At 73.3% G+C, this 25,401-nt stretch carries 19 protein-coding genes and 1 pseudogene; 16 read left to right on the top strand and 4 right to left on the bottom strand.

What is annotated here, in order from left to right; genetic code table 11:
• Positions 1–140: 140 nt before the first annotated feature.
• The 4 genes and pseudogenes from V1634_RS08895 to V1634_RS08880 all read left to right on the top strand — a co-directional run.
• Positions 141–2,235: pseudogene (locus V1634_RS08895) on the top strand (putative bifunctional diguanylate cyclase/phosphodiesterase); the annotation flags it as partial.
• A gap of 422 nt (positions 2,236–2,657) precedes the next feature.
• Positions 2,658–2,999: an Asp-tRNA(Asn)/Glu-tRNA(Gln) amidotransferase subunit GatC gene (gene gatC / locus V1634_RS08890; RefSeq protein ID WP_101371937.1), complete on the top strand. Its 342-nt coding sequence runs from the start codon at positions 2,658–2,660 to the stop codon at positions 2,997–2,999.
• 5 nt (positions 3,000–3,004) lie between these two features.
• Entirely contained in the window at positions 3,005–4,480 is a 1,476-nt protein-coding gene (gatA, locus tag V1634_RS08885) for an Asp-tRNA(Asn)/Glu-tRNA(Gln) amidotransferase subunit GatA (RefSeq protein WP_331207367.1), read from the top strand.
• 584 nt (positions 4,481–5,064) lie between these two features.
• The gene (locus V1634_RS08880; protein ID WP_331207252.1) at positions 5,065–6,144 is read left to right on the top strand and encodes a trypsin-like serine peptidase; all 1,080 of its coding nucleotides are present in this window, start codon (positions 5,065–5,067) and stop codon (positions 6,142–6,144) included.
• A 57-nt stretch (positions 6,145–6,201) separates the two neighbouring features.
• On the opposite strand, the gene V1634_RS08875 is transcribed toward V1634_RS08880, so the two are convergent.
• On the bottom strand, positions 6,202–6,459 hold the full coding sequence (locus V1634_RS08875; protein WP_331207251.1) for a hypothetical protein: 258 nt from the start codon (positions 6,457–6,459) through the stop codon (positions 6,202–6,204).
• 506 nt (positions 6,460–6,965) lie between these two features.
• Between V1634_RS08875 and V1634_RS08870 the strand changes: the two genes are divergently transcribed.
• The 9 genes from V1634_RS08870 to gatB all read left to right on the top strand — a co-directional run bounded on the left by V1634_RS08870 (position 6,966) and on the right by gatB (position 15,923).
• Positions 6,966–7,283 (top strand): hypothetical protein, encoded by a 318-nt coding sequence (locus V1634_RS08870; protein WP_331207250.1) that lies wholly within the window; start codon positions 6,966–6,968, stop codon positions 7,281–7,283.
• 66 nt (positions 7,284–7,349) lie between these two features.
• Complete coding sequence (locus V1634_RS08865) at positions 7,350–8,276, top strand: WXG100 family type VII secretion target (protein WP_107258329.1); 927 nt, start codon at positions 7,350–7,352, stop codon at positions 8,274–8,276.
• A gap of 61 nt (positions 8,277–8,337) precedes the next feature.
• Positions 8,338–8,667: a YbaB/EbfC family nucleoid-associated protein gene (locus V1634_RS08860; protein ID WP_159079474.1), complete on the top strand. Its 330-nt coding sequence runs from the start codon at positions 8,338–8,340 to the stop codon at positions 8,665–8,667.
• Between the two features lie 3 nt (positions 8,668–8,670).
• On the top strand, positions 8,671–9,288 hold the full coding sequence (locus V1634_RS08855) for a hypothetical protein (protein ID WP_331207249.1): 618 nt from the start codon (positions 8,671–8,673) through the stop codon (positions 9,286–9,288).
• An 8-nt stretch (positions 9,289–9,296) separates the two neighbouring features.
• Positions 9,297–10,055 (top strand): DUF1129 domain-containing protein, encoded by a 759-nt coding sequence (locus V1634_RS08850; protein WP_331207248.1) that lies wholly within the window; start codon positions 9,297–9,299, stop codon positions 10,053–10,055.
• A gap of 183 nt (positions 10,056–10,238) precedes the next feature.
• Positions 10,239–11,507, top strand: a complete 1,269-nt coding sequence (locus V1634_RS08845; protein WP_331207247.1) for a sensor histidine kinase — start codon at positions 10,239–10,241, stop codon at positions 11,505–11,507.
• Entirely contained in the window at positions 11,504–12,187 is a 684-nt protein-coding gene (locus V1634_RS08840; RefSeq protein ID WP_331207246.1) for a response regulator transcription factor, read from the top strand. The genes V1634_RS08845 and V1634_RS08840 overlap by 4 nt, the downstream gene beginning before the upstream one ends.
• 131 nt (positions 12,188–12,318) lie before the next feature.
• Positions 12,319–14,268 carry an arabinofuranosyltransferase gene (locus V1634_RS08835; protein WP_331207245.1) on the top strand — a complete coding sequence of 650 codons (1,950 nt, stop codon included), beginning with the start codon at positions 12,319–12,321 and terminating at the stop codon, positions 14,266–14,268.
• A gap of 152 nt (positions 14,269–14,420) precedes the next feature.
• A complete protein-coding gene (gene gatB, locus V1634_RS08830) occupies positions 14,421–15,923 on the top strand; it encodes an Asp-tRNA(Asn)/Glu-tRNA(Gln) amidotransferase subunit GatB (protein WP_331207244.1) in 1,503 nt (500 codons plus the stop codon).
• An 88-nt stretch (positions 15,924–16,011) separates the two neighbouring features.
• Here gatB and V1634_RS08825 read toward each other — a convergent pair whose 3' ends face one another.
• Both V1634_RS08825 and V1634_RS08820 read right to left on the bottom strand, forming a co-directional pair.
• Entirely contained in the window at positions 16,012–17,664 is a 1,653-nt protein-coding gene (locus tag V1634_RS08825) for a metallophosphoesterase family protein (RefSeq protein WP_331207243.1), read from the bottom strand.
• Positions 17,665–17,786: 122 nt separating this feature from the next.
• Complete coding sequence (locus tag V1634_RS08820; protein WP_331207242.1) at positions 17,787–18,968, bottom strand: PQQ-dependent sugar dehydrogenase; 1,182 nt, start codon at positions 18,966–18,968, stop codon at positions 17,787–17,789.
• A 319-nt stretch (positions 18,969–19,287) separates the two neighbouring features.
• Here V1634_RS08820 and V1634_RS08815 point away from each other — a divergent pair, with 319 nt between their 5' ends.
• Both V1634_RS08815 and V1634_RS08810 read left to right on the top strand, forming a co-directional pair.
• Positions 19,288–20,913: a hypothetical protein gene (locus V1634_RS08815; RefSeq protein ID WP_331207241.1), complete on the top strand. Its 1,626-nt coding sequence runs from the start codon at positions 19,288–19,290 to the stop codon at positions 20,911–20,913.
• Positions 20,914–21,007: 94 nt separating this feature from the next.
• Positions 21,008–21,934 carry a 2-hydroxyacid dehydrogenase gene (locus tag V1634_RS08810; protein WP_331207240.1) on the top strand — a complete coding sequence of 309 codons (927 nt, stop codon included), beginning with the start codon at positions 21,008–21,010 and terminating at the stop codon, positions 21,932–21,934.
• 39 nt (positions 21,935–21,973) lie between these two features.
• On the opposite strand, the gene V1634_RS08805 is transcribed toward V1634_RS08810, so the two are convergent.
• Positions 21,974–22,372: a PH domain-containing protein gene (locus tag V1634_RS08805; RefSeq protein WP_331207239.1), complete on the bottom strand. Its 399-nt coding sequence runs from the start codon at positions 22,370–22,372 to the stop codon at positions 21,974–21,976.
• 375 nt (positions 22,373–22,747) lie between these two features.
• Here V1634_RS08805 and V1634_RS08800 point away from each other — a divergent pair, with 375 nt between their 5' ends.
• The gene (locus V1634_RS08800) at positions 22,748–25,393 is read left to right on the top strand and encodes a putative bifunctional diguanylate cyclase/phosphodiesterase (protein WP_331207238.1); all 2,646 of its coding nucleotides are present in this window, start codon (positions 22,748–22,750) and stop codon (positions 25,391–25,393) included.
• Positions 25,394–25,401: the final 8 nt, after the last annotated feature.

The raw sequence follows: 25,401 nt of genomic DNA, 5'->3' as shown, positions 1-25,401 counted from the left end.
AGATGCGCCGTATTTCAAGTTAGTCACGACTAGGCCCGATTCGCGTCTGTCGTCTCCCGCCCGGCGCGGGTCAGGGCGTTTCATGGGAGGCACGTCGCGCGGCAACCGCCGCGCCCAGACCGAGAGGTTCGGGAGGTCACATGGAGGCCGCCGTGCTGCGGAACTCCGTCCCTCCAGATCGGACGGCGCCGTTCTTCGGTTTCGTCTGGGCTGTCGTCGGCCTGGCCGTCGGGGTCTCCGCCGTGTCGCTGCTCGCCCTCCCCGGCGAGCTGCCCCGGCTGCCGCTGGCGTTCTGGCTGATGGCGGCCCTCGCGGTCACCTTCGACGCCCGCCCGTTCAGCCCGCACGCCGAGCGGCGCAGCATGTCGGTCTTCCCGTCGATCTGCTTCACCTTCGCCGCCGCACTGGAGTGGGGGCCGGGGCCGGCCATCGCGGTGCAGGCCGCCGCCGTGCTGGTCTCCGGCTGGCGGATGCGGTACGCGCCCTGGCGCACGATCTTCAACATCGCCCAGTACGCCTGCGCGCTCGTCGCCGCCGACGCCGTCGTCCGGCTGGTACCCGGTGACGGGTTCGGCGGGACCGGCCGGCTCCGGCCGCTCGACGTACTCGTCGCGGTCGGCGCGGCGGGCGCCTGGCTGACCGTCAACCACGGACTGGTCGCCACCGCTGTCCGGCTGCGCTTCGGCGGCCGGTGGTGGACCCGGATCCGGCAGGGGCTCGGCTTCGAGCTGCTCGCCACCGGGTCGCTGCTGCTGCTCGCCCCCGTGCTGGTCGCCGCCGCCCGGACCAGCCCGGCGCTGGTGCCGATGATGGTGCTGCCGCTCTACGCGGTCTCCCGGATGGCCCGGCTCTCCGCCGAGCGGGAGCAGCTCGCCCGGCAGGACCCGCTGACCGGGCTGGCCAACCGGGAGGCGCTGCGGGTCGAGGTGACCGAGCAGCTCGCGGTGCACGCCGAGCCGGCCGGCAAGCAGGCCCCCGGGGGCCAGCTCGCGCTGCTCCTGCTCGACCTGGACCGCTTCAAGCACGTCAACGACGCCCTCGGGCACGCCGTCGGGGACCGGCTGCTGGTCGAGGTCGCCGCCCGGCTGACCACGGCCGTACCTCCGCCGGACGTGATCGCCCGGCTCGGCGGGGACGAGTTCGCCATCCTCGCGACCCGGCTCGACGGGGTGGCGGACGCCCGGCGGGTCGCCGACCGGGTGGTCGGGGAGCTGACCGACCCGGTACCGCTCGACGGGCTGCCGCTGGACGTCGGCGGCTCGATCGGGATCGCGCTCTACCCGGAGCACGGCGCCGACTTCGAAACCCTGATGCGCCACGCCGACGTGGCGATGTACGACGCGAAGCACCGGGGCGACCCGGTGGCGGTCTACGCCGCCGAGTCCGACCACAACTCGGCGGAGCGGCTGAGTCTCCTGGCCGACCTGCGCCGGGTGCTGGAGACCTCGGCCGACGACGCCGGCGAGATCACCCTCTACTACCAGCCGCAGATCGCGATCGCCTCCGGCGAGGTGGTCGGGGTGGAGGCGCTGCTGCGCTGGCGGCACCCCCGGCGCGGGATGGTCGACCCGGAGGAGCTGATCCGGGTCGCCGAGCAGAGCGCGGTGATGCGGCTGCTGACCCGCCGGGTCGTCGACGACGTGGTGGAGCAGCTCGCGAAGTGGTCCGCCGCCGGGCTGGAGCTGCGGGCGGCGGTCAACGTCAGCGTCCGCGACCTGCACACCGGGGAGATCGCCGACCAGATCGCGGAGCGGCTCGCCCGGTACGGCGTACCGCCGTCGCGGATCCAGTTGGAGATGACCGAGGGCGCGCTGATGGCCGACCCGCGCCGGGTGCTGGCCACCATCACCCGGCTGGACCGGATCGGGGTGGCGATCTCGATGGACGACTTCGGCACCGGCTACTCCTCGATGCAGCACCTGCGCCGGCTGCCGCTGGCCGAGGTGAAGGTCGACCGGTCCTTCGTACTCGGGATGGTCGCCGACTCCGACGACGCGGCGATCGTCCGGTCGGTGATCGAGCTGGCCGGTGCCCTCGGGTTGCGGGTCGTCGCCGAGGGGGTGGAGGACGAGCGCACCTGGCGGCTGCTGCACGAGGCCGGCTGTGAGGTCGCGCAGGGCTGGTTCTTCGCCCGGCCGATGCCGGCGGAGGAGCTGGTCACCTGGCTCTCGCGGTACCGGCCGATCAGCCCCGCCACCCGGGGCGGAGCCGGCGGCCCGGGCCCGGCCGGCGCGGAGCGGACCGGCTCCGGCGCCCGGACCGGGCGGGACGACGGCCGGGCGGCACAGCTCGGCGAGCGGACGGTGCGCAACGGCGACGGGGCGGCGCAGCTCGGCGAGCGGCCCGGGCAGCCCGACCAGCCGGCCGGGCCGACGACCGAGCGGGATGTGCTGGCCGCGCCGGTCGATCCGGCCAGGCCGGTGCCGGCGAGCGGCGGACCGGCGAAGGCGGAGGCGGCGGCCCGGCTCCATCCGAGCGTGGAGTGACCCGGCGGTCGCGGGCGGGCAGTCGGGGGCGGCCCGGGGCCCGGGGGAGTCGGGGGCGGTGGCGCTCCGGGTGCCAAATAGACTCGCTGAGGTCGCGGCGCGCGTGCCACGCTGCGCCGGGAAAGTCGACGGCGGAAGCCGCGTAGACGTCAAGGCATGAAGGGGGCACCGATGTCCGCCATCTCCCGCGAGGAGGTCGCGCACCTGGCGCGACTGTCGCGGCTCGCCGTCACCGAGGAGGAGCTGGACACCTTCGCCGGCCAGCTCGACGTGATCCTCCAGGCCGTCGCGCGGGTCGGTGAGGTGGCCGCCGCGGACATCCCGCCCACCTCGCACTCCGTGCCGCTGACCAACGTGCTGCGCGACGACGTGGTGGTGCCCGGGCTGACCCGGGCGGAGGCGCTCTCCGGAGCGCCGGACAGCGAGGAGGACCGGTTCCGGGTGCCCCGCATCCTGGACGAGGACGAGCCGCCCAGCCCCCGTGGTGAGGGCCCGGCGGAAGGGAACGCGTGACCACCATGGCTGACCTGACCAGGATGACCGCGACCGAGGTCGCGGCCCTCATCGCCACCGGCGAGGCGTCGGCGGTCGAGGTGACCCGGGCGCACCTGGACCGGATCGCCGCGGTCGACGACCGGGTGCACGCGTTCCTGCACGTCGACACCGACGGTGCGCTGGAGGCGGCCCGCGCGGTCGACGCGAAGCGGGCCGCCGGGGAGGAGCTGGGCCCGCTGGCCGGGGTGCCGGTGGCGGTCAAGGACGTGCTCACCACCAAGGGCGTACCGACCACGGTCGGATCGAAGATCCTCCAGGGCTGGCACCCGCCGTACGACTCGACGATCGTGCGCCGGCTCCGCGAGGCCGGCACGGTGATGCTGGGCAAGACCAACATGGACGAGTTCGCGATGGGCTCCTCCACGGAATACTCGGCGTACGGGCCGACGGGGAACCCGTGGGACCTGGGCCGGATCCCGGGCGGCTCCGGCGGCGGCAGCTCGGCCGCGCTGGCCGCGTACGAGGCGCCGCTGGCGATCGGTTCGGACACCGGTGGCTCGATCCGGCAGCCGGGTGCGGTGACCGGCACCGTCGGGGCGAAGCCGACCTACGGCGGCACGTCGCGATACGGCCTGGTCGCCTTCTCCTCGTCGCTGGACACCCCCGGCCCGTGTGCGCGTACGGTGCTGGACGCCGCGCTGCTGCACGAGGTGATCGGCGGGCACGACCCGCGCGACTCCACCTCGATCCCGGCGCCGGTGCCGGACGTGGTCGCCGCCGCCCGGGCCGGTGCCTCCGGCGACCTGACCGGAGTCAGGCTGGGCCTGGTCACCGAGTTCTCCGGCGAGGGTGCCGAGCCGGGTGTGATGGCCGCGTTCCGGGACGCCGTCGACGCGCTGACAAAGCTCGGTGCCGAGGTCGTCGAGGTCTCCTGCCCGCACTTCCAGTACGCGCTGCCGGCCTACTACCTGATCGCGCCGAGCGAGTGCTCCTCGAACCTGGCCCGGTTCGACGGGGTGCGGTTCGGGCTGCGGGTCGGTGACGACGGCGTGCGCTCGCTGGAGGAGGTCATGTCGCTGACCCGGGACGCCGGCTTCGGCCCCGAGGTCAAGCGGCGGATCATGCTCGGCACGTACGCGCTCTCGTCCGGCTACTACGACGCCTACTACGGGCAGGCGCAGAAGGTGCGTACCCTGATCACCCGCGACTTCACCGCCGCGTTCGAGCAGGTCGACGTGCTGATCTCGCCGACGACGCCGTTCGTGGCGTTCCCGTTCGGCTCGCGGACGGCGGACCCCTACCAGATGTATCTGGCCGACCTCTTCACCATCCCGACCAACCTCTACGGCGGGCCGGGCATCTCGGTGCCGTGCGGGCTGTCGGAGGGGCTGCCGGTGGGCTTGCAGATCATGGCGCCGACGATGGCGGACGACCGGATGTACCGGGTCGGCGCCGCGCTGGAGTCGGTGATCGGCACCCTCACCCCGCCGGAGCTCTGAGCCGGGGTCCCGTCCGGTGCGGGACGACTCGGTGTGTCAGGGGAGCGGCTACCTTATTGCCAACTTTTGGCAATAAGGTCGGGTCGAACCGGCCGTCCCACGACGGGGAGACACCTCCCGGGGGACGTCCGCGCCGGTCGAGGTCCCCGGCGGCTTCCGGGTCGACGCCGGCCTGCCGGGCCACCGGGTACGCCACGTGCTGCACACCCACGACGCCGCGCTGCTCGGCCGGCTCGGCCGGGAGCTGACCGCCCCCGGCAACTGGATCAAGGCGAGTGCCGATCCGGCCGCCGGGGAGTTCGGCATCGTCGACCAGGCTGGAACGTCCACTCCGACGTCCCCGGGGCGTACCGCCCGGAGGTCCACCCCGGAGCGCGGCTGCCGGGGCACCCGCGCTCCTGACCGGGGCGGTCCGGGATGCTGGCCGACGGCGGCCAGCCGCGGTTCCGGGACCGCCGCGGTGTCCAGTCCTGTCCAACCAGGTCCAGGATGCCCGGCGCCGTCTCCGGACATCGACGACTCTCTGCTCAGTAGCGGCGCCGGCGGGGGTCCGGCGCAGATGCCTACCGAGGAGGAGCCAGTCCATGAGAGTCCTACCCAAGAGGGCCAACTGGGCAACATCCGTGGCCGTCACCCTGATGCTGGCGGCGCCCGCTCTGGCGCTGAGCCAGCCGGCGGGTGCCGCACCCGCACCGGGCCTGGACCCGGGCGCCACCGCCGAGGCGTGGGCGGCCGGCCGGGCCGCGTACGGGCCGGGCGCCACCGAGCACCAGGCGATCGAGGCGTACTGGACGCCGGAGCGGATGCGGGCCGCGCAGCCCGTCGAGGAGTCACCCGCCTACCGGCAGGCGGTCAAGCGGTACGTCGACAGTGGACAGGCCACCCGGCAGGCGGTCGACCGGGGCAGCCGGCTGACGATCCCGCCGGCCGCCGGTGAGCTGGGTACCCCGGAGAGCGGTCCGGTGCCGGCGGCACTCAACCCGAACTTCGCCTCCAACCACCCGACGGCGCGTACCAGTGGCAAGGTCTTCTTCACCCTGCCCACCGGCAACTTCGTCTGCTCCGGGACGGTGGTCAACTCCGAGGGTCAGGACACGGTCTGGACCGCCGGGCACTGCACCCACCCGGGCGGTCCGGGCGGCGCGCTGGCCACCAACTGGGCCTTCGTACCGGCCTTCGACGACGATCTCGCCAATCCCCGGCCGTTCGGCACCTGGACGGCCTCCCGGCTCGTCCCGGCGCCGGGCTGGACCGCCAGCTCCAACTTCGCCGAGGACATGGCGGTGGCGATCATGAACACCCTGAACGGCCAGCACATCGTCGCCCGGCTCGGCGGCCAGGGCCTGGACGTCAACCGGGGCCTGAACGTCCCGATCAACGCCTTCGGCTATCCGCAGGAGGCGCCCTTCGACGGGGGGAACCTGCTGCGCTGCTCCGGTAACTCGCAGCCGGAGTCGGCGGGTGCCACCCAGACCATCCGGATCCCCTGCGACATGACCCGGGGCTCCAGCGGCGGCGGCTGGCTGCTCAACTGGGACGGCAACTTCGGCTTCCTGTACGGCGTCAACAGCCGGATCGACCGGATCGTCAACCCGACGATCATGATCTCGCCGTTCTTCGACAACACCGCGCTCAACCTCTACAACCAGACCCGCAACCTCTGATCCCGGTACCGGTCGGAGCCCGTCCGGGGCGGTCATCCCGCCCCGGACGGGCCGCCGTCATCGGGCCGTCATCGGCTGCCGCTGGGTCCGGCCGAGGAACTCCCGGAGGTGGCCGGCGATCTCGTCGACGCGGGTCTCCAACGCGAAGTGACCGGTGTCGAGCAGGTGGATCTCGGCGTCCGGCAGGGTCCCGCACCCGGGAAGTTCCTGGTCGGTGAGGAGCCGGGCGCACTGGCGTACCCGGCCGGGGCACCGCCAGGTGCGGTCGGCGAAGCGTACGACCTGGGAGTGCCCGTGCACCTGGCCGAACGGCACGAACCCGCCGCCGCCGTGGTATCCCAGCCACGGCTCGTGCAGCTCCGAGCCCCCGCCTCGGCCAAGAACGGACCGGCCGCCCGGTTTACCCCGAACTCTCCGCCCCGGAAGATCAGGGGCGCCGTGCGGTCGTCCAGCAGCTGGGCCGCGAGCGCGGCGCTCGGCGGCTCACCCAGCTCCCGCCAGGCGCCGACCGTCAACCCGGCGTGGCAGACCAGCAGGTCCTCGGCGTCGGCGGTGCGGATCGCGGCCGCCTCCCGCAGTCGGCCCGCCGCCCACTCGGTCGGGGGACCCACTCGCGGCGAGCGTAGCTCGGCGGCGGGTCGTCCGACCGGCGAGCACGCCCACAGTGGACGGTGTTCCGGCATCATCTCCGGCGGATTCGACCACGCCGGGTGCCGGCTCGACATCGGGGCGTACCGGCCGCTCGGAACCGCCCAAATTGTTTCCCCGATCCGCCCCGGCCGGGCCGATGCCACCGAAGTGATCTATTAGGGTGCCTTGTCATGACTGGCGGTTCAGGTGACGGGTTCACGGTAGACCCGACAGCGCTGGAGAGCTTCTCCAAGACCAGCTACGCCCGCGCGGACGACTTCGACGAGATCCGTGGCCGGCTCCGGGACGGCGCCGTGGGGCGCTCCTCCTTCGGCATCATGCCCGCCTCGTTCACCCTCTACGAGCAGTACGAGTCGTGTCTCGACGAGTGCCTCCAGGCCCTGGCGGACGGAGCCGAGGTGATGGAGGTGATCGCCGACGCGGTCACCGCCGAGCGGGACTCGTACCTGAACAGCGACGCCGCCGCGCAGGCCCGGTTCGGCGGCTGACCCGGCACCCGCCGCGCCGAGACGACCGGCGCGGCACACCGAAGACCACGAAGGGGGGAGGGCGCAGTGTCGACCGTCGCGCTCGAACGCAGCAAGACCTATTTCGAGCAGTTCGTCGGCTCCGTACCGGAGCCGCTCCAGGGCTTCACCCGGACGGTGCTGTCACCGTTCGAGCAGCTCCTGGAACAGGTGGCCGGCGATCCCGACGACCTGATGCGGGGCGCGGAGCGCTGCCTCGCCGCGTCGAACGACGTGCTCGCGATCGCGGCCCAGCAGCAGACCGACCGGGCCCAGCTCCAGCCGCCGGCCTGGGGCGGCAGCGCCCAGGAGGCGTTCCAGACCGGGCTGACCAACGTCGAGCAGACCATCCGGCAGCTCGCCGAGGGCCTGAACGCGGCCAAGGAGGTGCTCGTCGAGGCGGCGAACGCGGCCGTCGACGCGTTCAACCTGCTCTGCGAGCTGATCTTCGAGTTCCTGACCGCCTTCCTGATCGAGGCGATCATCGCCGCCGCGGCGGCGTTCCTCAGCTTCGGCGCCTCGATCGCCGCCTTCGTCGTACGCTGGCTGGCCCGGCTGGCGATGACGCTGGGCCGGGGCGCCCGGATCGTCAGCAAGCTGGTCCGGATCCTGCAGAAGCTCGCCACCAAGCTGGACGATGTCAAGACGCTGCTGACCCAGTACCGCAAGCGGGTGATGGAGCTGCGCAAACTGAAGAAGGAATACGCTATCTGGAAGCAGCAGGGCCGTACCGCGCAGGGGCGGGCGATCCTGGCGGAGCACAGCCTCAAGGTCGGCGTACCCCGCTTCGTCTTCAACCAGGTCTCGCCGGTCAACCTGAGCGGCAAGGGCGGTGCGGTGCTGGACACCGCCGTCGGCATGCACGACATCTCGGACGGGCAGAAGGATCGCAACTACGCGACCGACGGCACCTACCGGGAGGACATCGGCCCGTACACCAAGAGCGTGCAGAATCTGATCGACTCGGTGGGCTGACCGGCCGGCGGGCGGAGCGGTCACCCACGCACCGAAGCGGACGAGGGCAGGAGAGGACGACGTGGCGGAATATCCCGCGCTGGATCGGCTGGAGCAGCTCGCGAACAGCCTGGACGGTCTGCAATCGCAGATGAGCCGGCGGATCGAGGAGCTACAGGCGCAGCCGGTCGAACTGGAGAGCGAGAGCGGCGCCGTACGGGTGGCGGTCGACCACGGCGGCCGGGTCGACCGGGTCGACATCACCTCCCGCGGCATGCGATACAGCCCGGACCAGCTCGGCGCGGAGATCACCGGCACGATCCGGCGGGCGCAGCGGGAGGCGACCCGGCGGTTGCAGGACTCCATGCGGGAGGTGCTGGGCAACGCCGCCGACGACTACCCGCTGGGCTGAGCCGTGCCCACCGACTACCGCCACCTCTACACCGAGGCGGTCACCAGCAAGCTCGAACCGGGCGAGCCGATCGTGGCGCTCAGCGAGGCGAAGCGTCCGCACGGGCTGGCGCCGGACCCGCCGCCCCGACCGCCGGACCCCGCCCCGGGCGACGGTGCGGCGGTCGCCGGCATGGGGTTGGCGAACGTGGCGCTCAGCGGCCTTGAGGCGATCGACAACATCGGCGGCGGAGGTCCCACCGACTGGCTGATCCGGCTCCTCTTCGGCCGTGCCGCACGGGGCCGGCTCGACTCGGTCGCCGCCGGCTACGTCCGGGCGGTGCCGACCGACGTCAAGCTGCTGGCGGTGGTCACCGACCGGCGGCTGGTGGTGTTCGCGGTCACCCCCGGCAACGAGGTGCGGGCGTTCGGGGAGCCGCCCCCGCCGGTGGCGGCGGAGAGGCTGAAGCTCCTCTGGTCGGTGCCCCGGACCGAGGTGAGCGGCGCGCGCCGACGCCGGCACCGGCTGCACGGCGCCCGGCTCCGGGTGACCTTCCGGGACGGCTCCTGGCTGGAGTTGACCGGCCCGATCTGCATGGGCCGGCAGCGGGCCGGCGAACTGCGCGACGCCCTGGCCGGCTGAGCCCGACGATGCCGGGGGATTCCGCGCCGGAGAACTGGCGTACGACGTTCGCGGCCGAGGCGCGGCGGCGCGGGGTACCCGGCGCGGAGATCCGCGCGGCGCTGGCCGAGGTCGACGCGTACTGCGCCGAGCCGGGGGCGGACCCGGCCGATCCGGCGGTCGATCCGGCCGAGGCGTTCGGCGAGCCGGCCGAGTACGCGGCGGCGCTCGCGCACGGCCTCCGCTCGGCGGGACCTCCCCCGCACGGGCGGCGGTCACCCTGGCTGGGCGGCTTCGTCGCCGCCAGCACCCTGGTCGGGGTGATGGCACTGCTCGCCGGGGTGGAGGCGCTGACCGGGTACGGAACCGCCGAACTCACCGTCGGCCAGTTCGGTTCGGCCCTCGCCGGGGTGGCCGGGACAGTCCTCGCCGTCGCCCTGCTGTTCCGGCCCGGGCAGGCGTACCGGCCGGCTCCGGACTGGCGGTTCGGCCTGGTCGGGGCCGCCGCGATCGCCTGCACGACGGTACCGGTGCTGGTCTGGCAGCAGGTGGCGGTACGGGTCCCCGGCTGGCTGCCGCTCGGGGCCGGCGTACTGCTGCTGGTGGCCGCCTGGTGGCCACTCGCCTCCGGACGGCTCTCCGCCGGACCGCCGCCCGGGGCGACCCCGGGCACCGCAGCGGAGCGCCCGGACCGGCGTACCCGGTTCGTCCGCTGGAGTCTCCCGGTCGCGCTGCTCTGCGTGCTGGTCGTCGCCGTCCTGCTCGGCGGTGGCGGCGGCACCCCCTGAGCACACCCGCACGGCAACCGCACCGGGGCAGTGACTCGTACTCCGTCCGGTGTACGTGGTGCTCCAGGCAAGCAGTCCCAGGTGTCGGCCGTGGGCTGACGCGCCGCCGGCCCCTCCCTGCCTAGCGTCGGTGTCGTCGACCTCACGCGGTGTGAGGCAGGCTTACCGGAGGAGGAGGCCAGGATGACGACGACGGTTCCACGACCACCGGACCCGGTCGGGTCGGTGCTCGGAGACGACCAGCAGGTGCCGGTCCGGGACGAGGACCCGGCCGGCGGCCCCGCCATGCGGCGGCGGCCGGTCTGGAACACCCTGGGCCTGGTCGCCCTGACCCTGTTCGGGGTACCGGTCGGCACCGCCGTCGCCGGTGCGCCGATCACCTACGAGGGCACCCTGCCACTGGCCACCTGGCTGGCGCTGTTCCTGCTGCTGCGCCGCCGCTGGCCGGTGGTGGCCCTGCTGGCCAGCCTGGCGGCCGTCAGCGGGTTCCGGACCGCCGAGCTGACCGGTGCCGGCTGGGTCTGGCCGGCGTCGGTGATCTTCTTCCTGCTGGCCGCCGACGACACGCCCCGGCGGCACGGCCTGCGCTGGGCGGTCGGGGCCGGGCTGTTCCAACTGACCTTCGCGGTCAACTGGCAGTGGACGGTCGAGGGCCAGCAGGTGCAGCGGGCGATCGGCGAGGTCGGCGGGGAGGCACTCGGCCTGGCCCTGACCATCGCGGTCGCGGTCGCGTTCCGGAACTGGCTGCGCTGGCGCGCCGAACTCGCCGCCGGACTGGCCCACGCCGAGCAGGAGCGGCGGTTGGAGGCGGACCGCCGGGCCGCGGAGGAGCGGTTGCAGATCGCCCGCGAGCTGCACGACGTGGTCGCACACACGCTGACCGTGGTGGGGGTGCAGTTGCGGGTGGTGGACGAGGCGTTGGACGACTCCACCGACGAGGCGCGGGCCGCGCTGCGTACCGCCCAGGAGGTCCGGGCCAAGGCGGTGGCCGACCTGCGGTCGCTGATCGACGTGCTGCGGGCGCCGGGCGACCGGCCGGACGCGGGCGCCGTGCCGGCCCCGCAGGCCGACCTGGACGGCCTGGCCGACCTCACCGCCCGCACCCGGGCCAGCGGCCTGGAGGTCGCCGTCGACGTCACCGGCGATCCCGGCACGGTCGCCGCGCCGGTGGCGCTGGCCTGTTACCGGGTGATCCAGGAGGCCCTGACCAACACGGTGAAGCACGCGGGTGCGCGCCGGGCCACCGTGCGGTTGGCGATCACCACCGATTCGGTACGCCTGGAGGTGCGCGACGACGGCCGCGGCCCCGGCCCGGCGGCGGTGCCGGGACACGGCATCAACGGGATGCGGGAGCGGGTCACCGCCCTCGGCGGTACCTTCACCGCCGCAGCGGCCGACGGCGGCGGGTACGCGGTCCGCGCCACGATCCCTGTGGCAGGCTTCCGGCCGTGACGATCAGGGTGCTGCTCGCCGACGACCAGTCCCTGGTGCGGGCCGGATTCCGCAGCCTGCTGCGCCGGGGCCGGGAGATCGAGGTGGTGGGCGAGGCGGGCAGCGGCGACGAGGCGGTGCGGCTGGCCCGTACCCTGCGCCCGGACGTGGTGCTGATGGACATCCGGATGCCGGGGCTGGACGGTCTCGCCGCCACCGAGCGGATCGTGACCGACCCGGCGATGTCCGGCTGCCGGGTCATCATCCTGACCACCTTCGAGACGGACGAATACGTCTTCGCCGCCCTGCGGGCCGGCGCCAGCGGATTCCTCACCAAGGAGATCGAGCCGGCCCAGCTCCGCCAGGCGGTCGGGATCGTCGCCGACGGCGAGGCGCTGCTCTCGCCGAGCGTCACCCGCCGGGTCATCGAACAGTTCGCACACCGGCCGGTGGCGGCCACCGACACCGAGGCGCGGCTGTCGGTGCTCACCGAACGGGAGCGCGAGGTGCTCCGGCTGGTCGCCACCGGGCTGTCCAACGAGCAGATCGCCGGGCGTCTCTTCATCAGCCCGCTGACGGCCAAGACCCACATCACCCGGGCGATCGCCAAGCTCGGCGTCCGGGACCGGGTGCAGTTGGTGATCGTGGCCTACGAGACCGGCCTGGTCCGACCCGGCACCCCGGCCGATCCGCCGGGCTGAGCCGGGCGACCGGACGGCGGACCGGGGCGGCCGTTCGACCGGCGGACACCGGTGGAACGGCGGAGCGGTACCGGGCCGGATTCGGCTAGCCTGCACCCGGTTCTGTCCTCATAGGAGACGAGCGGGGATACGTGGAGCACGGGGTTGCCGATCAGGATCAGCGTGCCCGTCCACCGGAGCCGCCGGCGACCGGACCGGAACCTCCCGGAGCCGGTCCGGCCGGAGCCGGTTCCGCCACCACGTTCGTCCGGCGCGGCCTGTCGGCACTCCGCCCACTGCTCTTCGCCGGTGCCGCCGGACTGGTGGTACTGGCGATCCACGCCCTGGCGGTGCGGGCCGGGGTCAGCCCCCGTTCCGGCCGTACCGAGTACGGCCTGCACACCGCCGCGCTCCTCGTCGCCGCCCTCGCCGTCCTCGCCGTCTGGTGGGCCCGGCGCCGGGGCCAGACCTGGGATGCCGACCTGCTGCCGGCGCTCTTCGGCGGCCTCGCCGCGCTGACGCTGCTCACCGCGCTGCACGGCACCCCGTTCGACGCCAACGGCCTACAGGGCGACCAGACGTTCCGGACCGCCATCGTCACCCGGTTCGCCGACTCGTGGCGGCTCGCCGACTACACCTACCGGGACCTGCCCGCCTACTACGCGCCCGGCTTCTTCTGGCTGCTCGGCCGGGCCGCCGACCTGGCCGGGGTGGCGCCGTGGAAGATGCTCAAGTACGGCCTGGTCGCGGCGGGCTTCCTCACCCCGCTCCTCTCGTACCTGTGCTGGCGCCGCCTGGTGCCGCTGCGGGTCGCGGCGCTGATCTCCGCCGTACCGCTCGTCGCGCCCGAGCTGTACGAGTCGTACGGCTGGCTGGTGCTGGTCGCGATCGTGCCGTGGTGGCTGGAGGCGGTGCACGGGCTCACCCGGCCCGGGTTACGGCCCCGGCACCCGGTCCTGCTCGGCCTGATCGGCGCGCTGCTCTTCTGCGTCTACTACTACTATTTCTTCCTCTTCGTCATTGTCTTCGCCCTGTTCCTGGCGGTGCAGTGGTGGCGTGCCGAGTTCAGCTGGCGGGTCGCCGGGCGGGGTCTCGGGGTGTTGGGCATCGCGGCGGCCGGTGCCGCGCCGTACTGGGCGCCGCTGGCCTGGAACTTCCTGACCGCCGAGCGGTTCGAGTCGCTGAACAACCGGTGGATCACGCTGAACTCCGGCGACCTGGCCCTGCCGATGCTCTCGCCCTCGGTGCTCGGCGCGCTCTGCCTCTTCGGCCTCGGCTTCCTGGTGGTGACGCTCCGGGAGGCGCTGTCCCGGTCCCTGCTGATCGTCCTCGTCTCGCTCTACGTCTGGCACGCGCTGGGCTGGCTCCTCGCCGCCGTCGACATGCCGCTGATGTCGTTCCGGATGAAGGCCCTGGTCCCGGTGGTGCTGCTGGCCGGGGCGGCGATGGGGCTGGTCCGGCTGACCCGGTACGCCATGGACCGGCTGCCGGCCGCGACCGTCTCCACCGGGCAGCTCTACCGGGTGGTGGCCCTCGGCGGTGTGCTGCTCGCGGTCTTCGCCACGGACCGGTTCGTCACCACCGTGGTCGACGACGACCGGATCAGGGTGGCGCACAACGAGACGTTCCCGGACGGCCGGCTGCCCGGCTTCCACGACGAGGAGGCGAAGCCGAAACTGCCGGCGGCGGAGGCGGTGCACGCGGTGATCTCCGAGCGGTACCGGGGTTCCGGGCATCCGGTCGTGCTCTCGGACCGGGCGAACCTCTTCGCCTTCTACCCCTATTACGGGTTCGTGCAGTGGACGGCGAACTACTCCCACCCGACCGCCCGCTACCACGAGCGGCTCGACTTCCTGGACGAGGTGGCCCGGGCGGGCGGCCCGGCCGAGTTCGCCGGCCGGACGGCCGACAACCCGTACGACCGGATCGACGTCCTGGTGCTGCGGGTCGAGAAGGACAATCTGATCTTCCACAGTTCCGACGACGCCTTCCCGTTCGGCACCCGCGGCCGGACGGTCCGGATACCGGTCCGGCTGATCGGCGCGGAGCACTTCGCCAGCACGACCATCGACGGGTACCTGGTGGCGGTGCGCCGGCCCTGATCCGCCCGGTGCGGCGCTGCGCCGGGCGCCGGCTGCTCGGCGGGGCCGGCGGTGAAACCCGGGCGAGCCCGGGTCGGGGCAACGATTAGGCTTGCAGGGTTCTGTCCGGATGCCGCCGGGGGGCCGGCTGCCGCCCGAGAGCTGGAGTCTTGATGAGCACGACCGTCCTGCCCTCGTACGACGACGTCGTCGAGCGCTATGCCCCGGTGATCGGCCTGGAGACCCACGTCGAGCTGGGCACGAAGACCAAGATGTTCTGCGGCTGTCCGACCGACTTCGGTGGCGAGCCGAACACCCGGGTCTGCCCGGTCTGCCTCGGGCTGCCCGGCTCGCTGCCGGTGGCGAACAAGGCCGCGATCGAGGCGACCATCCGGATCGGCCTCGCGCTGAACTGCTCGATCGCGCCGTGGAGCCGGTTCGCCCGGAAGAACTACTTCTACCCGGACATGCCGAAGAACTACCAGATCAGCCAGTACGACGAGCCGCTCTGCGTGGACGGCTGGCTCGACGTCGAGGTCGACGGGGAAATGGTCCGGATCGGCATCGAGCGGGTGCACCTGGAGGAGGACACCGGCAAGACGCTGCACGTCGGCGGTGCCACCGGGCGGATCCACGGCGCGACCGAGTCGCTGGTCGACTACAACCGGGCCGGCATCCCGCTGGTCGAGATCGTCACCAAGCCGATTCCGGGTACCGGCGCCAAGGCCCCGATCGTGGCCCGGGCGTACGTCACCGAGCTGCGGGACGTGATCCGCTCGCTGGGCGTCTCCGACGTCCGGATGGAGGAGGGCTCACTGCGCTGCGACGTGAACACGTCGCTGTCGCCGGCCGGCTCCGCCGAGTGGGGCACCCGGACCGAGACCAAGAACGTCAACTCGCTGCGTTCGGTCGAGCGGGCGGTCCGCTCGGAGATGCTGCGCCAGGCGGCCGTACTCGACAGCGGTGGTCGGATCGTGCAGGAGACCCGGCACTTCCACGAGGACACCGGCGACACCACGCCGGGCCGGTCCAAGGAGACCGCCACCGACTACCGCTACTTCCCCGAGCCGGACCTGGTGCCGCTGGCCCCGGACCCGGCCTGGGTCGCCGAGCTGAAGGCGGGCCTTCCGGAGCTGCCCCGGGTGCACCGGCGGCGGTTGCAGCAGGAGTGGGGGCTGAACGACCACGACATGCAGTCGGTGCTGAACGCCGGAGCGGTCGAACTGATCGAGCAGACCGTGGCCGCCGGCACCACCCCGGCCGGTGCCCGGAAGTGGTGGCTCGGCGAGCTGTCCCGGCGGGCCAACGAGGCCGGCGTCGAGCTGGCCGCCGTCGGCGCCACCCCGGCCCAGGTGGCGGAGCTGCAGAAGCTGGTCGACGCGGGGAAGCTCAACGACAAGCTGGCCCGTACCGTGCTGGAGGGCGTGGTGGCCGGTGAGGGCTCGCCGAGCGAGATCATGGCGGCCCGTGGCCTGGAGGTGGTCTCCGACACCGGGGCGTTGACGGCCGCCGTGGACGAGGCGATCGCGGCCAACCCGGAGATCGCGGCCAAGGTGCGGGACGGCAAGGTGGCCGCGGCCGGCGCCCTGGTCGGGGCCGTCATGAAGAGCACCCGGGGTGCGGACGCCAAGACCGTCCGCTCGCTGATCCTGTCCCGCCTCGGCGTCGAGGGCTGAGGTGTGAGGAAGGGCCCCCGCTACAACAGAAAACGATAAGCGGGGGCCCTTCCTTACCCCACATCCGGCGCTCGCAGCGCCCGGCGGGTCAGCCGGTGGGGGTGGGGTCGGGTGGCGGGGCGCCGGCCGGCGGGACCGGGCTGGCCGGGGTTGGCGTACCGGGGGTCGGCGTACCGGGGGTCGGGGTGGCGGGCACCGGTGGCTCCGGCTCCTTCACGACGTGCCGTTCCAGGTTGACCTGCGCCTCGCCGGTGCCGCCGAGCAGGATGTCGTCGTACGCCTGGAGCGCCCGCTGCTCGTTGAAATAGAGCACGGACATCGCCAGTGGTGTCGGCTTGTCGCCCTCCAGGCCGCGCAGCCCCGCCCCGCCGGTGGAACCCTGCACCTGTAGCTGGGTCGGCATCGCGTCCGGCACCTGTGGCAGCTCCCGCACCTCCCGGTGGTGGGTGTGCCCGGCCAGCACCAGCGGTACGACGCCGGAGAGCGCGTCGGCCGACGCCGGGTCGTGCACCAGGGCGATGTCGACCGGCCTGTTGTAGGCCCGGATGGTCGCGGCGAGCTGCTCACCGGCGCCGGCCACCTGGTCGACCGTCTGCGGCAGGGCGCCCGAGCCGGCCGGCGAGGTCTCCTTGTCCGGGGTGAACCGGGGGTCCCCGATGCCGGCGATGGTCAACCCGGCGACGGGCACGATGGCGTTGTCCAGCACGATCGCGTTCCGTTGCCGGCTGACGGCCGCGGCGGTGGCCGGCGAGTCGTGGTTGCCGCGGATGAAGACGTACGGGACCTTCAGCAGGCCGATGGAGCCGACGAAGGACGCCTCCGGCTCACTGCCCCAGTCGGTCATGTCCCCGGTGTCGATCACCACGTCGATCTTGAACTGCTCGACGACCGTCCGGACCACCTGCCAGGCGGTCGGGTTCAGGTGCAGGTCCGAGACGTGCAGCACGCGTACGGTGCCCTGTGCCTGCTCGAAGACCGGCAGGGTCGAGACCGTGGTGTAGAGCTGGCTGACGTTGCCGACCATCCGCTGGAGCTGGTCGGCGTACCGGCCGTAGTCGTTGGCGATCCGCCGGGCGTCGCCGACGATCGCCGGGGCGTTGACCAGCAAACCCTCGTAGCGGGGTTCCTCGATCGAGTCCGGCCGGAAGGTCAGCGCGGCGATGCCCAGGCTGCCGCCGGTGACCACCATCGCCAGCCCGCCGGCCCAGGCCACCCGGCGGGTACGCCGGAAGACCAGCGCCGCCAGGATCATGGTGGCCAGTACGGAGACCGCGACGGTGCGTACCCCGACCCGGATCACCCCGTTGGTCACGTCGCTGACCGCCGTCTGGCTGGCCCGGCTGATGTTGGCCGGATCGTCGATCAGTGCCTCGGTGCGGCGCTGGTCGAGCGAGCCGAGCCGGACGGAGAGGTGTGCGGGGCCGGCATGGCTGCTGAGCTGGAGCGCGCCGAGCGGCGGGATGGTGACGGTGGTGCCGCCCTCGACCGAGGGCGTGATCGCCATCTCCGCCCGGAAGGGCCCGATGTCGGTCTGCATCCGCCCACCGAGCAGGGTGCCGACCACGATCCCGACCAGCGTGACGCCGATGATCGACAGGGCCAGTCCGGCCCGACGGCTCGGTTTCGAGGTCAGGACGGCGCGGCAGCCCCGTACGGCGGTACGCGACCAGCCCAGCACACGGCGAGCCGCCGGAGGCGTCCTGCCCCCGGCGGCTCGGGTGTCATTCCTCCGCCTGTCCATGCTCCATCATCACCTGCCCAAAGCGACATCTTCGAAACCCGCCGCAGGTGCCGCGCCATTTCCACCGCGGGTATGAGCCAACTCACCAGCCCTCCGCCCGGTCCGGCTCGCCGCCGGAAGCGTCAGCTCCGGCCGGCGGTACCGCCGGAGAAGACCAGCCGGAAGATCCGGTCGTCCTCGGGGGCGGGGTCGCGCTTGCCGTCGTGGTTGGAGGTGGAGATCCACAACGAGCCGTCCGGTGCGGCGACCGCGGTGCGGAGCCGGCCGTACTCGCCGACGAGCAGCGGGCGGGGCTGGCCCAACACGGTGCCGTTCCCGGTGAGTTCCACCAACCAGAGCCGCTCGCCCCGCAGACAGGCGGCCACGAAGACCCGGTCGATCATCGCCGCCCCGGAACAGGACGCCTCGGCGGTGGTCCAGGTGACCAGCGGATCGGTGTACTTCTCGGCATCGGCGCCGCTGCCGCCCCGCCCCTCGACCTCGGGCCAGCCGTAGTTCTTGCCCGGCGTGATCAGGTTGATCTCGTCCCACTGGTTCTGCCCGAACTCGGTGGCGTAGAGCCGTTTGTCGGCATCCCAGGCGATGCCCTGCACGTTGCGGTGCCCGTACGACCAGACCAGCGAGTTCGGGAAGGGGTTGCCCGGGGCCGGCTTGCCGGCGGGGGTCATCCGGAGGATCTTGCCGCCGAGGCTCCTGAGGTCCTGGGAGAGGCCGCGTTCCGAGGCGTCCCCGGTGGTGGCGTAGAGGAATCCGTCCGGACCGAAGCCGAGACGCCCGCCGTTGTGGATGCCGGAGAGCGGGATGCCGGTGACGATCGGCGTCGGCTCGCCCCCGAGGGTCAGCTTGGCGATCCGGTTGTCCTCGGCGGTCGAGTAGTAGACGAAGACCGACTTGTCCCGCTGGTAGGCCGGGGAGACGGCGATTCCGAGCAGGCCGCCCTCGCCGGCCGCGTCGACCTCGTCGAGCGTCTGCACGGTGCTGACCTTGAGGCCGTTCGTGTCGGACTCCGGCCCGACCTTCAGGATCTTGGCGGTGTCCCGTTCGGTCACCAGCGCGCCGCCGTCGGGCAGGAACGCGATCCCCCACGGGATCTGCAACCTGCTGGCCAGTACCGTGGCCGCGACCTGCTGCCCGGCCCCGTTCTGGCTGGGCGAGACGGAGGGGGTGGGGAACTTCGGCGGTTCGCCGGCCGGGTCCGGTTCCGGCTCGCCGAAGGCACAACCACTCGTGACGAGCACGGCCGCCGCACAGAGCGCGACCGCCGCGCGCCGACGGCTGAGTCTGGGGTACGGGCGAGCGCTCACCCGGACCAGCGTAGTCCGATCCCACCGTGTGCCGTCGGTTCGCTCGATCATTCCACCGGTCTTCCGGAGTCGTCGCTGCTCGCCGGCGCCGGCCGGCGTGGTCGCCGCCGGCGGGTCGTCCCGGCCGGACGCCGGGTTCGGCGGCCGTCAGCGGGACGAGTCGTGCCGTCCGGGAAGGGTTCCCGGGAGGGCACGAGGAGTCCCGGTAGGGCACGAGGACGAATGGTGCCGAGGAGGGGCACGAGGACGAAGGGTGCCGAGGAGGAGTCGGGCATGTCACCGGGCGGTTCGCCGGTCCGGCCGTGCGAGACTCCCCGGCATGGCGCTCGCCACCTCGCCGGAACTGACCGGGTCGCCACCCCGCTCCGCCCGGTGGCGACCCACTCCGGGGCACGTCGCCGCCGCATTCGGCGTACTCGGGGTCGGCTACCGGCTGGCGCTGCTGCTCGCCGAGGTGCCGCCCGGCAACAGCGACGAGGCGGTCACCGGGCTGGTGGCGCGGCACGTGGCGCAGGGGCGGGAGTTCCCGCTCTTCTTCTACGGCCAGTACTACATGGGGGCCCTTGAGTCCTATCTCGCCGCGCCGCTCTTCGCGGTACTCGGCTCCTCCACCCTGGTACTGCGGCTGCCCAACCTGCTGCTCTACGCCGCCTTCCTGGCGCTGATGTGGCAGCTCACCCGCCGGCTCCACACCCCGTGGCTGGCGGCGGCCACCGTCGGCCTGCTCGCCCTCGGCTCGGACCGGATCGTGAAGAACCAGCTCATCGCGGGTGGCGGCTATCCGGAGATGAACCCGGCCGGCGCGCTGCTGGTACTGCTGGCGGTCAACCTGGGCCTCGGCGTCGTCCGCCGGCCCGCTGCGTCGTACGCGGGTTTCGGGCTGGTCGCCGGACTCACCCTCTGGGACGACTGGCTGATCCTGCCGTACGTCGGCGCGGCAGCCGCGGTACTGCTCGGGTTCCGGTGGCGGGCGCTGGCCGGCCGGGCCGGGCTGGCGTTCGGCGCCGGGCTGGCGGTCGGACTCGTCCCGATCGTGGCGCACAACCTGACCGCCGCGCCCGCGGACCGCTCGCTGGCCGTCTACGCCGCACTCGGCGGCGGCGCCGGTTCCTGGCCGGAGCGGCTCTACGGCGGTGTCCTGTTCGGACTGCCGATGGGCACCGGGCTCTGCCCACCCGGCCGGTGCGGGACCTGGCAGTTGGGCTGGGGAGTCATCTATCCGGTGTTGCTGGCCGTCGCCGCCGGGCTGGCCTGGCGGGCGCTGCGCCGGGCCACCGACCGGGCGGACCGGGTCCGGCAGGCCGGCCGGCTCGCCCTGCTCGGCGCTGCGGCGCTGACCCTGCTGGCGTACGCCGGCAGCGGTGCCGCCGCGAGGACGCCGGTGGAGAGCGCCCGCTACCTCTCGGTACTGCTGATCTCGACTCCGGCCGTGCTCTGGCCGCTCTGGTCGGTGCTGGCCCGGCCGCCCGGCACCGTCCCGGGCCGGCCCCGGAGGGTGGCGGTCGTCCGGCTGGCGGCGGCGGCTCCGCTCGCCGGGCTCACCGCCAGCATGCTGCTGGCCAGCGCCGCCCTGGTCGCGGCCAGCCCTGAGCTGGCCCGGAAGGCCGCACAGCGCCGGGACCTGGTCGCCGGGCTCGACCGGCTGGGCGTACACCGGGTCTACACCGACTACTGGACCTGCTACGACATCATCTTCCTCAGCCGGGAACGGATCGTCTGCGGCGTGCTCGGCGCCGACCTGCGGCCCGGCTGGGACCGCCACCCCCGCTACCCGGAACTCGTCGCCGAGGCGGACCGGCCGGCGTTCGTGCTCGCCGAGCGGTCCGCGCTGGACAACGCGGTCCGGGCAAACCTGCGCGAGGGCGGCCTGCCGGTCACCGTCACCACCGTGGCCGGACACCACGTCTACCAGCCCGCCGGGCCGGTCGGCCTGCCGCTGCGCTGAGCCGGCGCGACGACCCGGCCGCCGGGCGCCGGCAGGCCGCGGCCCGCGAGGGCGACCGTCGGTACCCGGCCGCCGAGGACTATCGTCGGCGTCCGTGAAGGTGTGGATTCCCCATCCCGAAGGTCTGGAACTGCTTGGCGAGATCCCCGACGGCGTCACCGTGGAGATCGCCCCGGCGCCGGACCGGCTCCCCTCGGATCCGGCCGGAGTCCGGTTCTGGGTGCCGCCGTTCCTCGCCCAGGCCGCTGCGGTGCCGATCGCGGCCAAGCTGCCCGACCTGCGGGTGGTGCAGTTGCTCTCGGCGGGGGCGGACACCTGGGCCGGCCGGCTGCCCGAGCACGTCACCCTCTGCGACGCGCGGGGCGTACACGACTCGTCCACCGCCGAGTGGGTGGTCACGGCGATCCTGTCGTACCTGCGGTCGTTTCCGTTCTTCGCCCGCGCCCAGGCCCGCCACGAGTGGTCGTACGACCAGGTCAACCCCACCGACGAGCTGGCCGGCAAGCGGGTACTCATCGTCGGCGCGGGTTCGATCGGGGCGGCCACCCGGGCCCGGCTGGCGCCGTTCGAGGTGAGCCTGACCATGGTCGCCCGGACCGCCCGCCCCGCCGAGGGGGTGTACGGCGTCGACGACCTGCCGGCCCTGCTGCCCGAGGCGGACGTGGTGGTGCTGCTGGTGCCGCTCACCGAGGCCACCCGTGGGCTGGTCGACGCCGGGTTCCTCGCCGCGATGCCGGACGGTGCCCTGCTGGTCAACGCCGCCCGTGGACCGGTGGTCGACACCGACGCCCTGGTCGCCGAGCTGACGAGCGGCCGGATCTCGGCGGCGCTGGACGTCACCGAGCCCGAGCCGCTGCCGTCCGGGCACCCGCTCTGGGACCTGCCCAACGTGCTGCTCACCCCGCACGTCGGCGGCTCGGTACGCGGGCTGCTGCCCCGTGGCTACCGGCTGGCCGGCGAGCAGTTGCGCCGGTTCGTGGCCGGAACTCCGCTGATCAACGAGGTGGTCGACGGCTACTGAGCCGGAAGCTCCGAGGCCGGCGGGAAGGCCGGCCGGGAGTCAGCCGGCGGGCTGGTCCGGGGCGGGGCGGGGCTCGCCGAGCGGCCGCCCGCTGGCGGCGACCAGGCCGGGCAGGTCCGTGGCCCGGACCGCGGGCAGCGCCGTCGTCCGGCCGTCCCGGAGCCGTACCACCGCCTGGCCGCGCGGGTCCGACGCCAGCTCCACGATCTCCGACCAGGCGATGCTGCGCTGGCCGAGCAGTGCCCGGATCCGTACCCCGGCACGGTCGGCGTCGGTGCCGGCCCGCCAGGCCCAGACGCCGACCGCGATCGGCACGAGCAGCAGCGGGGTCAGATACCAGCGGGCGCTGGCCAGCGGAAGGGCGCCGAGGAACGCGATGAGCGCGGCCACCCAGATTGCCTGGCTGTGCCGGAAGCGGAGTGTGCCGGTCTTACCCACCCGGCGATTTTCGCACCCCGGCCCGCCGGGTCGGGCGTGGGCCTCGGCCGGCCGGGCCGAGTGGGGTCGGCCGGGTGGCCGGCACCGCTGGCCGAGCCGGGGTGGAGCGGGCTTGACCGGCTGAGGGAAGATTTCCCGAGCAACCCGGAGTGGGAGACCCCTACCATTGATCCTCTTCAACCTGGGCAGCCCGGCGTACCCGCCCCGGCCGACAACCGCGACCGGGACGGACCGCAAGGGAAGGTCGAAAAGGGTTCGATACGTAACCATGCCCCCTGCCGATCGTTGGGGGTTGATAGGACTGGTTTCGGCCGTTCGGTCGGACCGGACCTGACCTGCACCACGTCCGTGCCCCCTCTGCGAAGGCATCCCGCCATGTTCGTGGCGCACATCGCGGACGGCCGAGCCCGCCGGCTCGTCGTCCGGGTCACCGAGAGCGGTGCCCCAGTTCTCGCCGTAGGCGCCCTGCTCGCCGCTCACGTCGGCGCGCTGCCGCCCTACGCCACCGTCGCCGCAGCCGTGGGCATGGTCGCCGCCGTCGCCGCCGCCCGGCTGGTCCGGCTGGCGATCCGACTGCACCGGGGCAGCACGGGCTTCGGCCCGTGCCGGGGCGCCGGATTCCTCGGCTTCGGCCTGGTCGCCAGCGCGCTCTCCGCGTTCGCCCTCTTCCTGACGCCGCCCGGCGCCCGGTCGACGGTGGCACTCGGCGGGCTGGTGGTGGCGTTCGCCCTCTACCTGCTCGGCATGATGATGCTGCCCGGCGCCGCGAGCACGGTCCCGGTACGGCTGCGTCGTGCCTTCGACGGGCTGAGCCTCGGCATCAGTCTCGCCTTCTCCGCCTGGGTGATCCCGCCCCGCGAACTGCCGCCGCTCGCCATGGTCGCGGCGCTCTTCGCCGTCGTCGGCCTGCCGGTGGTCACCATCACCACACTGCGGGCGTACGAGCACCGGCGCTCCGCCGCACTCTGCGGGATCGGCGCCGGACTCGCGCTCTTCGGGCACTCGCTGATCGCGGCGCTGATCGCCTACGGCGCGCCGGTGACCGCGCTGCCGCTGGTCGCCATCTCGCTGGTCGCCGGCCCGGCGCTGATCGCCGCCGGTGCCCGGCGGGCCAATCCGGTGGCCCAGCCGAACGGCGCGCCGACCGAGCCGCAGACCACCCTGACCGCCTATCCGCTGCTGACGATCCCGGCGATCCTGGCGACGCTCTCCGCACTCTGGCACCTGGCCACCGTCGGCCACTTCGACTCCACCTCGATCCTGCTGGGCCTGGCCGTGATCCCGACCCTGGTGGTCCGGGAGGTGCTGGTGATGCTGGACATCCGCCGGTACGCCAAGCGGCTGGTCGAGCAGGAGGCGCACTTCCGTTCGCTGGTCTCCGGGGCCAACGACCTGACGATGATCGTCGGCGAGGATCTGCTCATCCGCTGGCAGTCGCCGGCGGCGGCCCGGCTCTTCGGGCTCTCCGACGCCGACGTGCGGGGCCGGGCGTTTCCCAACCTGATGCATCCGGACGACGCCGCCGACGTCACCCAGGTGCTCACCGACGTGCTCGCCGGCCGTGACGTGCCGACCGGCCGCCCGCAACTGGTCACCGCCCGGCTGCTGGACGGGCACGGGGCCTGGCGGGACACCGAGTCCACCGTCAGCGACCAGCGGGCCGTGCCCGAGGTGGCCGCCCTGGTGGTGCACGTCCGGGACGTCAGCGAACGGCAGCGGCTGGAGCGCAAGCTCAACGAGTTGGCCTTCACCGACGAACTCACCGGGCTGGCCAACCGCCGGGAACTGATGCGGACCATCGTGACCCAGCGGGCGGTGCCGGGGCACACCGGCGCGCTGCTGGTGATCGACCTGCACGGCATGTCCGGGATCAACGACTCGCACGGGCGGCAGATGGGTGACGCCGTACTCGCCGAGGCGGGCCGGCGGCTCAAGACCGGGGTCGGTGCCGCCGACGTGGTGGCCCGGCTGGGCGGTGACGAGTTCGCGGTGGTGACGGTGGACCGGCCGGTGCTGGCGTACGCGATGGGGACCCGGCTGCTGACCGCGTTGACCGCTCCGTACCCGATGCCCGGCGCGGTGCTGCACCTCGGCGCCAGCATCGGCCTGGCCGACCTCTCCGGCGGGGACGGTGTCGACGACGTACTCCGCCGGGCGGACCTGGCCCGGCTGCGGGCCCGGCAGCTCGGCCGCAACCGCGTCGAGTGGTACGACGACGAACTGGAGGAGCAGTTCACCCGGCGGCTCGACCTGGAGCGCGAGTTGCCGGGTGCGGTGCAGCGGGGCGAGCTGGACCTGGTCTACCAGCCGGTACTCGACCTCGACGACCAGCAGCCGGTCGGGACCGAGGCGCTGCTGCGCTGGCGGAACCCGGCGCTCGGCACGGTGCTGCCGGCCGAACTCCTGCCGGTGGCCGAGGACCTGATGCTGGTCGAGGAGCTGGGCCGTTGGGTGCTGGACACCGCCTGCCGGCAGTTGGCCGCCTGGTCGCAGCGGCCCCGACGGCTCTGGATGTCGGTCAACATCTCGTCCCGGGAGCTGACCGCCCCCGAGTTCGTCCGCTGGGTGAGCACCTCGCTGGCCGAGCACAGGATCGAGCCGGACCGGCTGGTGCTGGAGATCGCGGAACCCCGGGGCGGGGTGGACGTGCCGGCGGTGGTGACCCAGCTCGCCGGGTTGCGGGCGCTGGGGGTACGGACCGCGTTGGACGACTTCGGCAGCGGGCAGGCGTCGCTGGCGCAGCTTCGCCGGCTGCCGGTCGACTTCCTCAAGGTCGACCGGACCCTGGTCACCGAGGGCGGCACCCGGGAGGGCGAGAGCAAGCCCTTCATCGACGTACTGGTCAGTCTCGGCAAGAGGTTCGGGTTGGAGATCATCGCCGAGGGCTTGGAGTCGCCGGGGCAGGTCGAGCAGGCCCGCAGGGCGGGCTGCAAGCTCGGCCAGGGGTACGCACTGTCCCGACCCGCTCCGGCTGAGCGGGTCGAGGCGTACCTGGAGGAGTTTCCGAGCCCGTCCCGCTGACGGGCCGA

It is taken from the genome of Plantactinospora veratri (assembly GCF_036421995.1).
Lineage (GTDB): Bacteria > Actinomycetota > Actinomycetes > Mycobacteriales > Micromonosporaceae > Plantactinospora > Plantactinospora veratri.
Note: the sequence above shows the minus strand (reverse complement) of the source record. Positions and strands in the feature narration are given on the sequence as shown.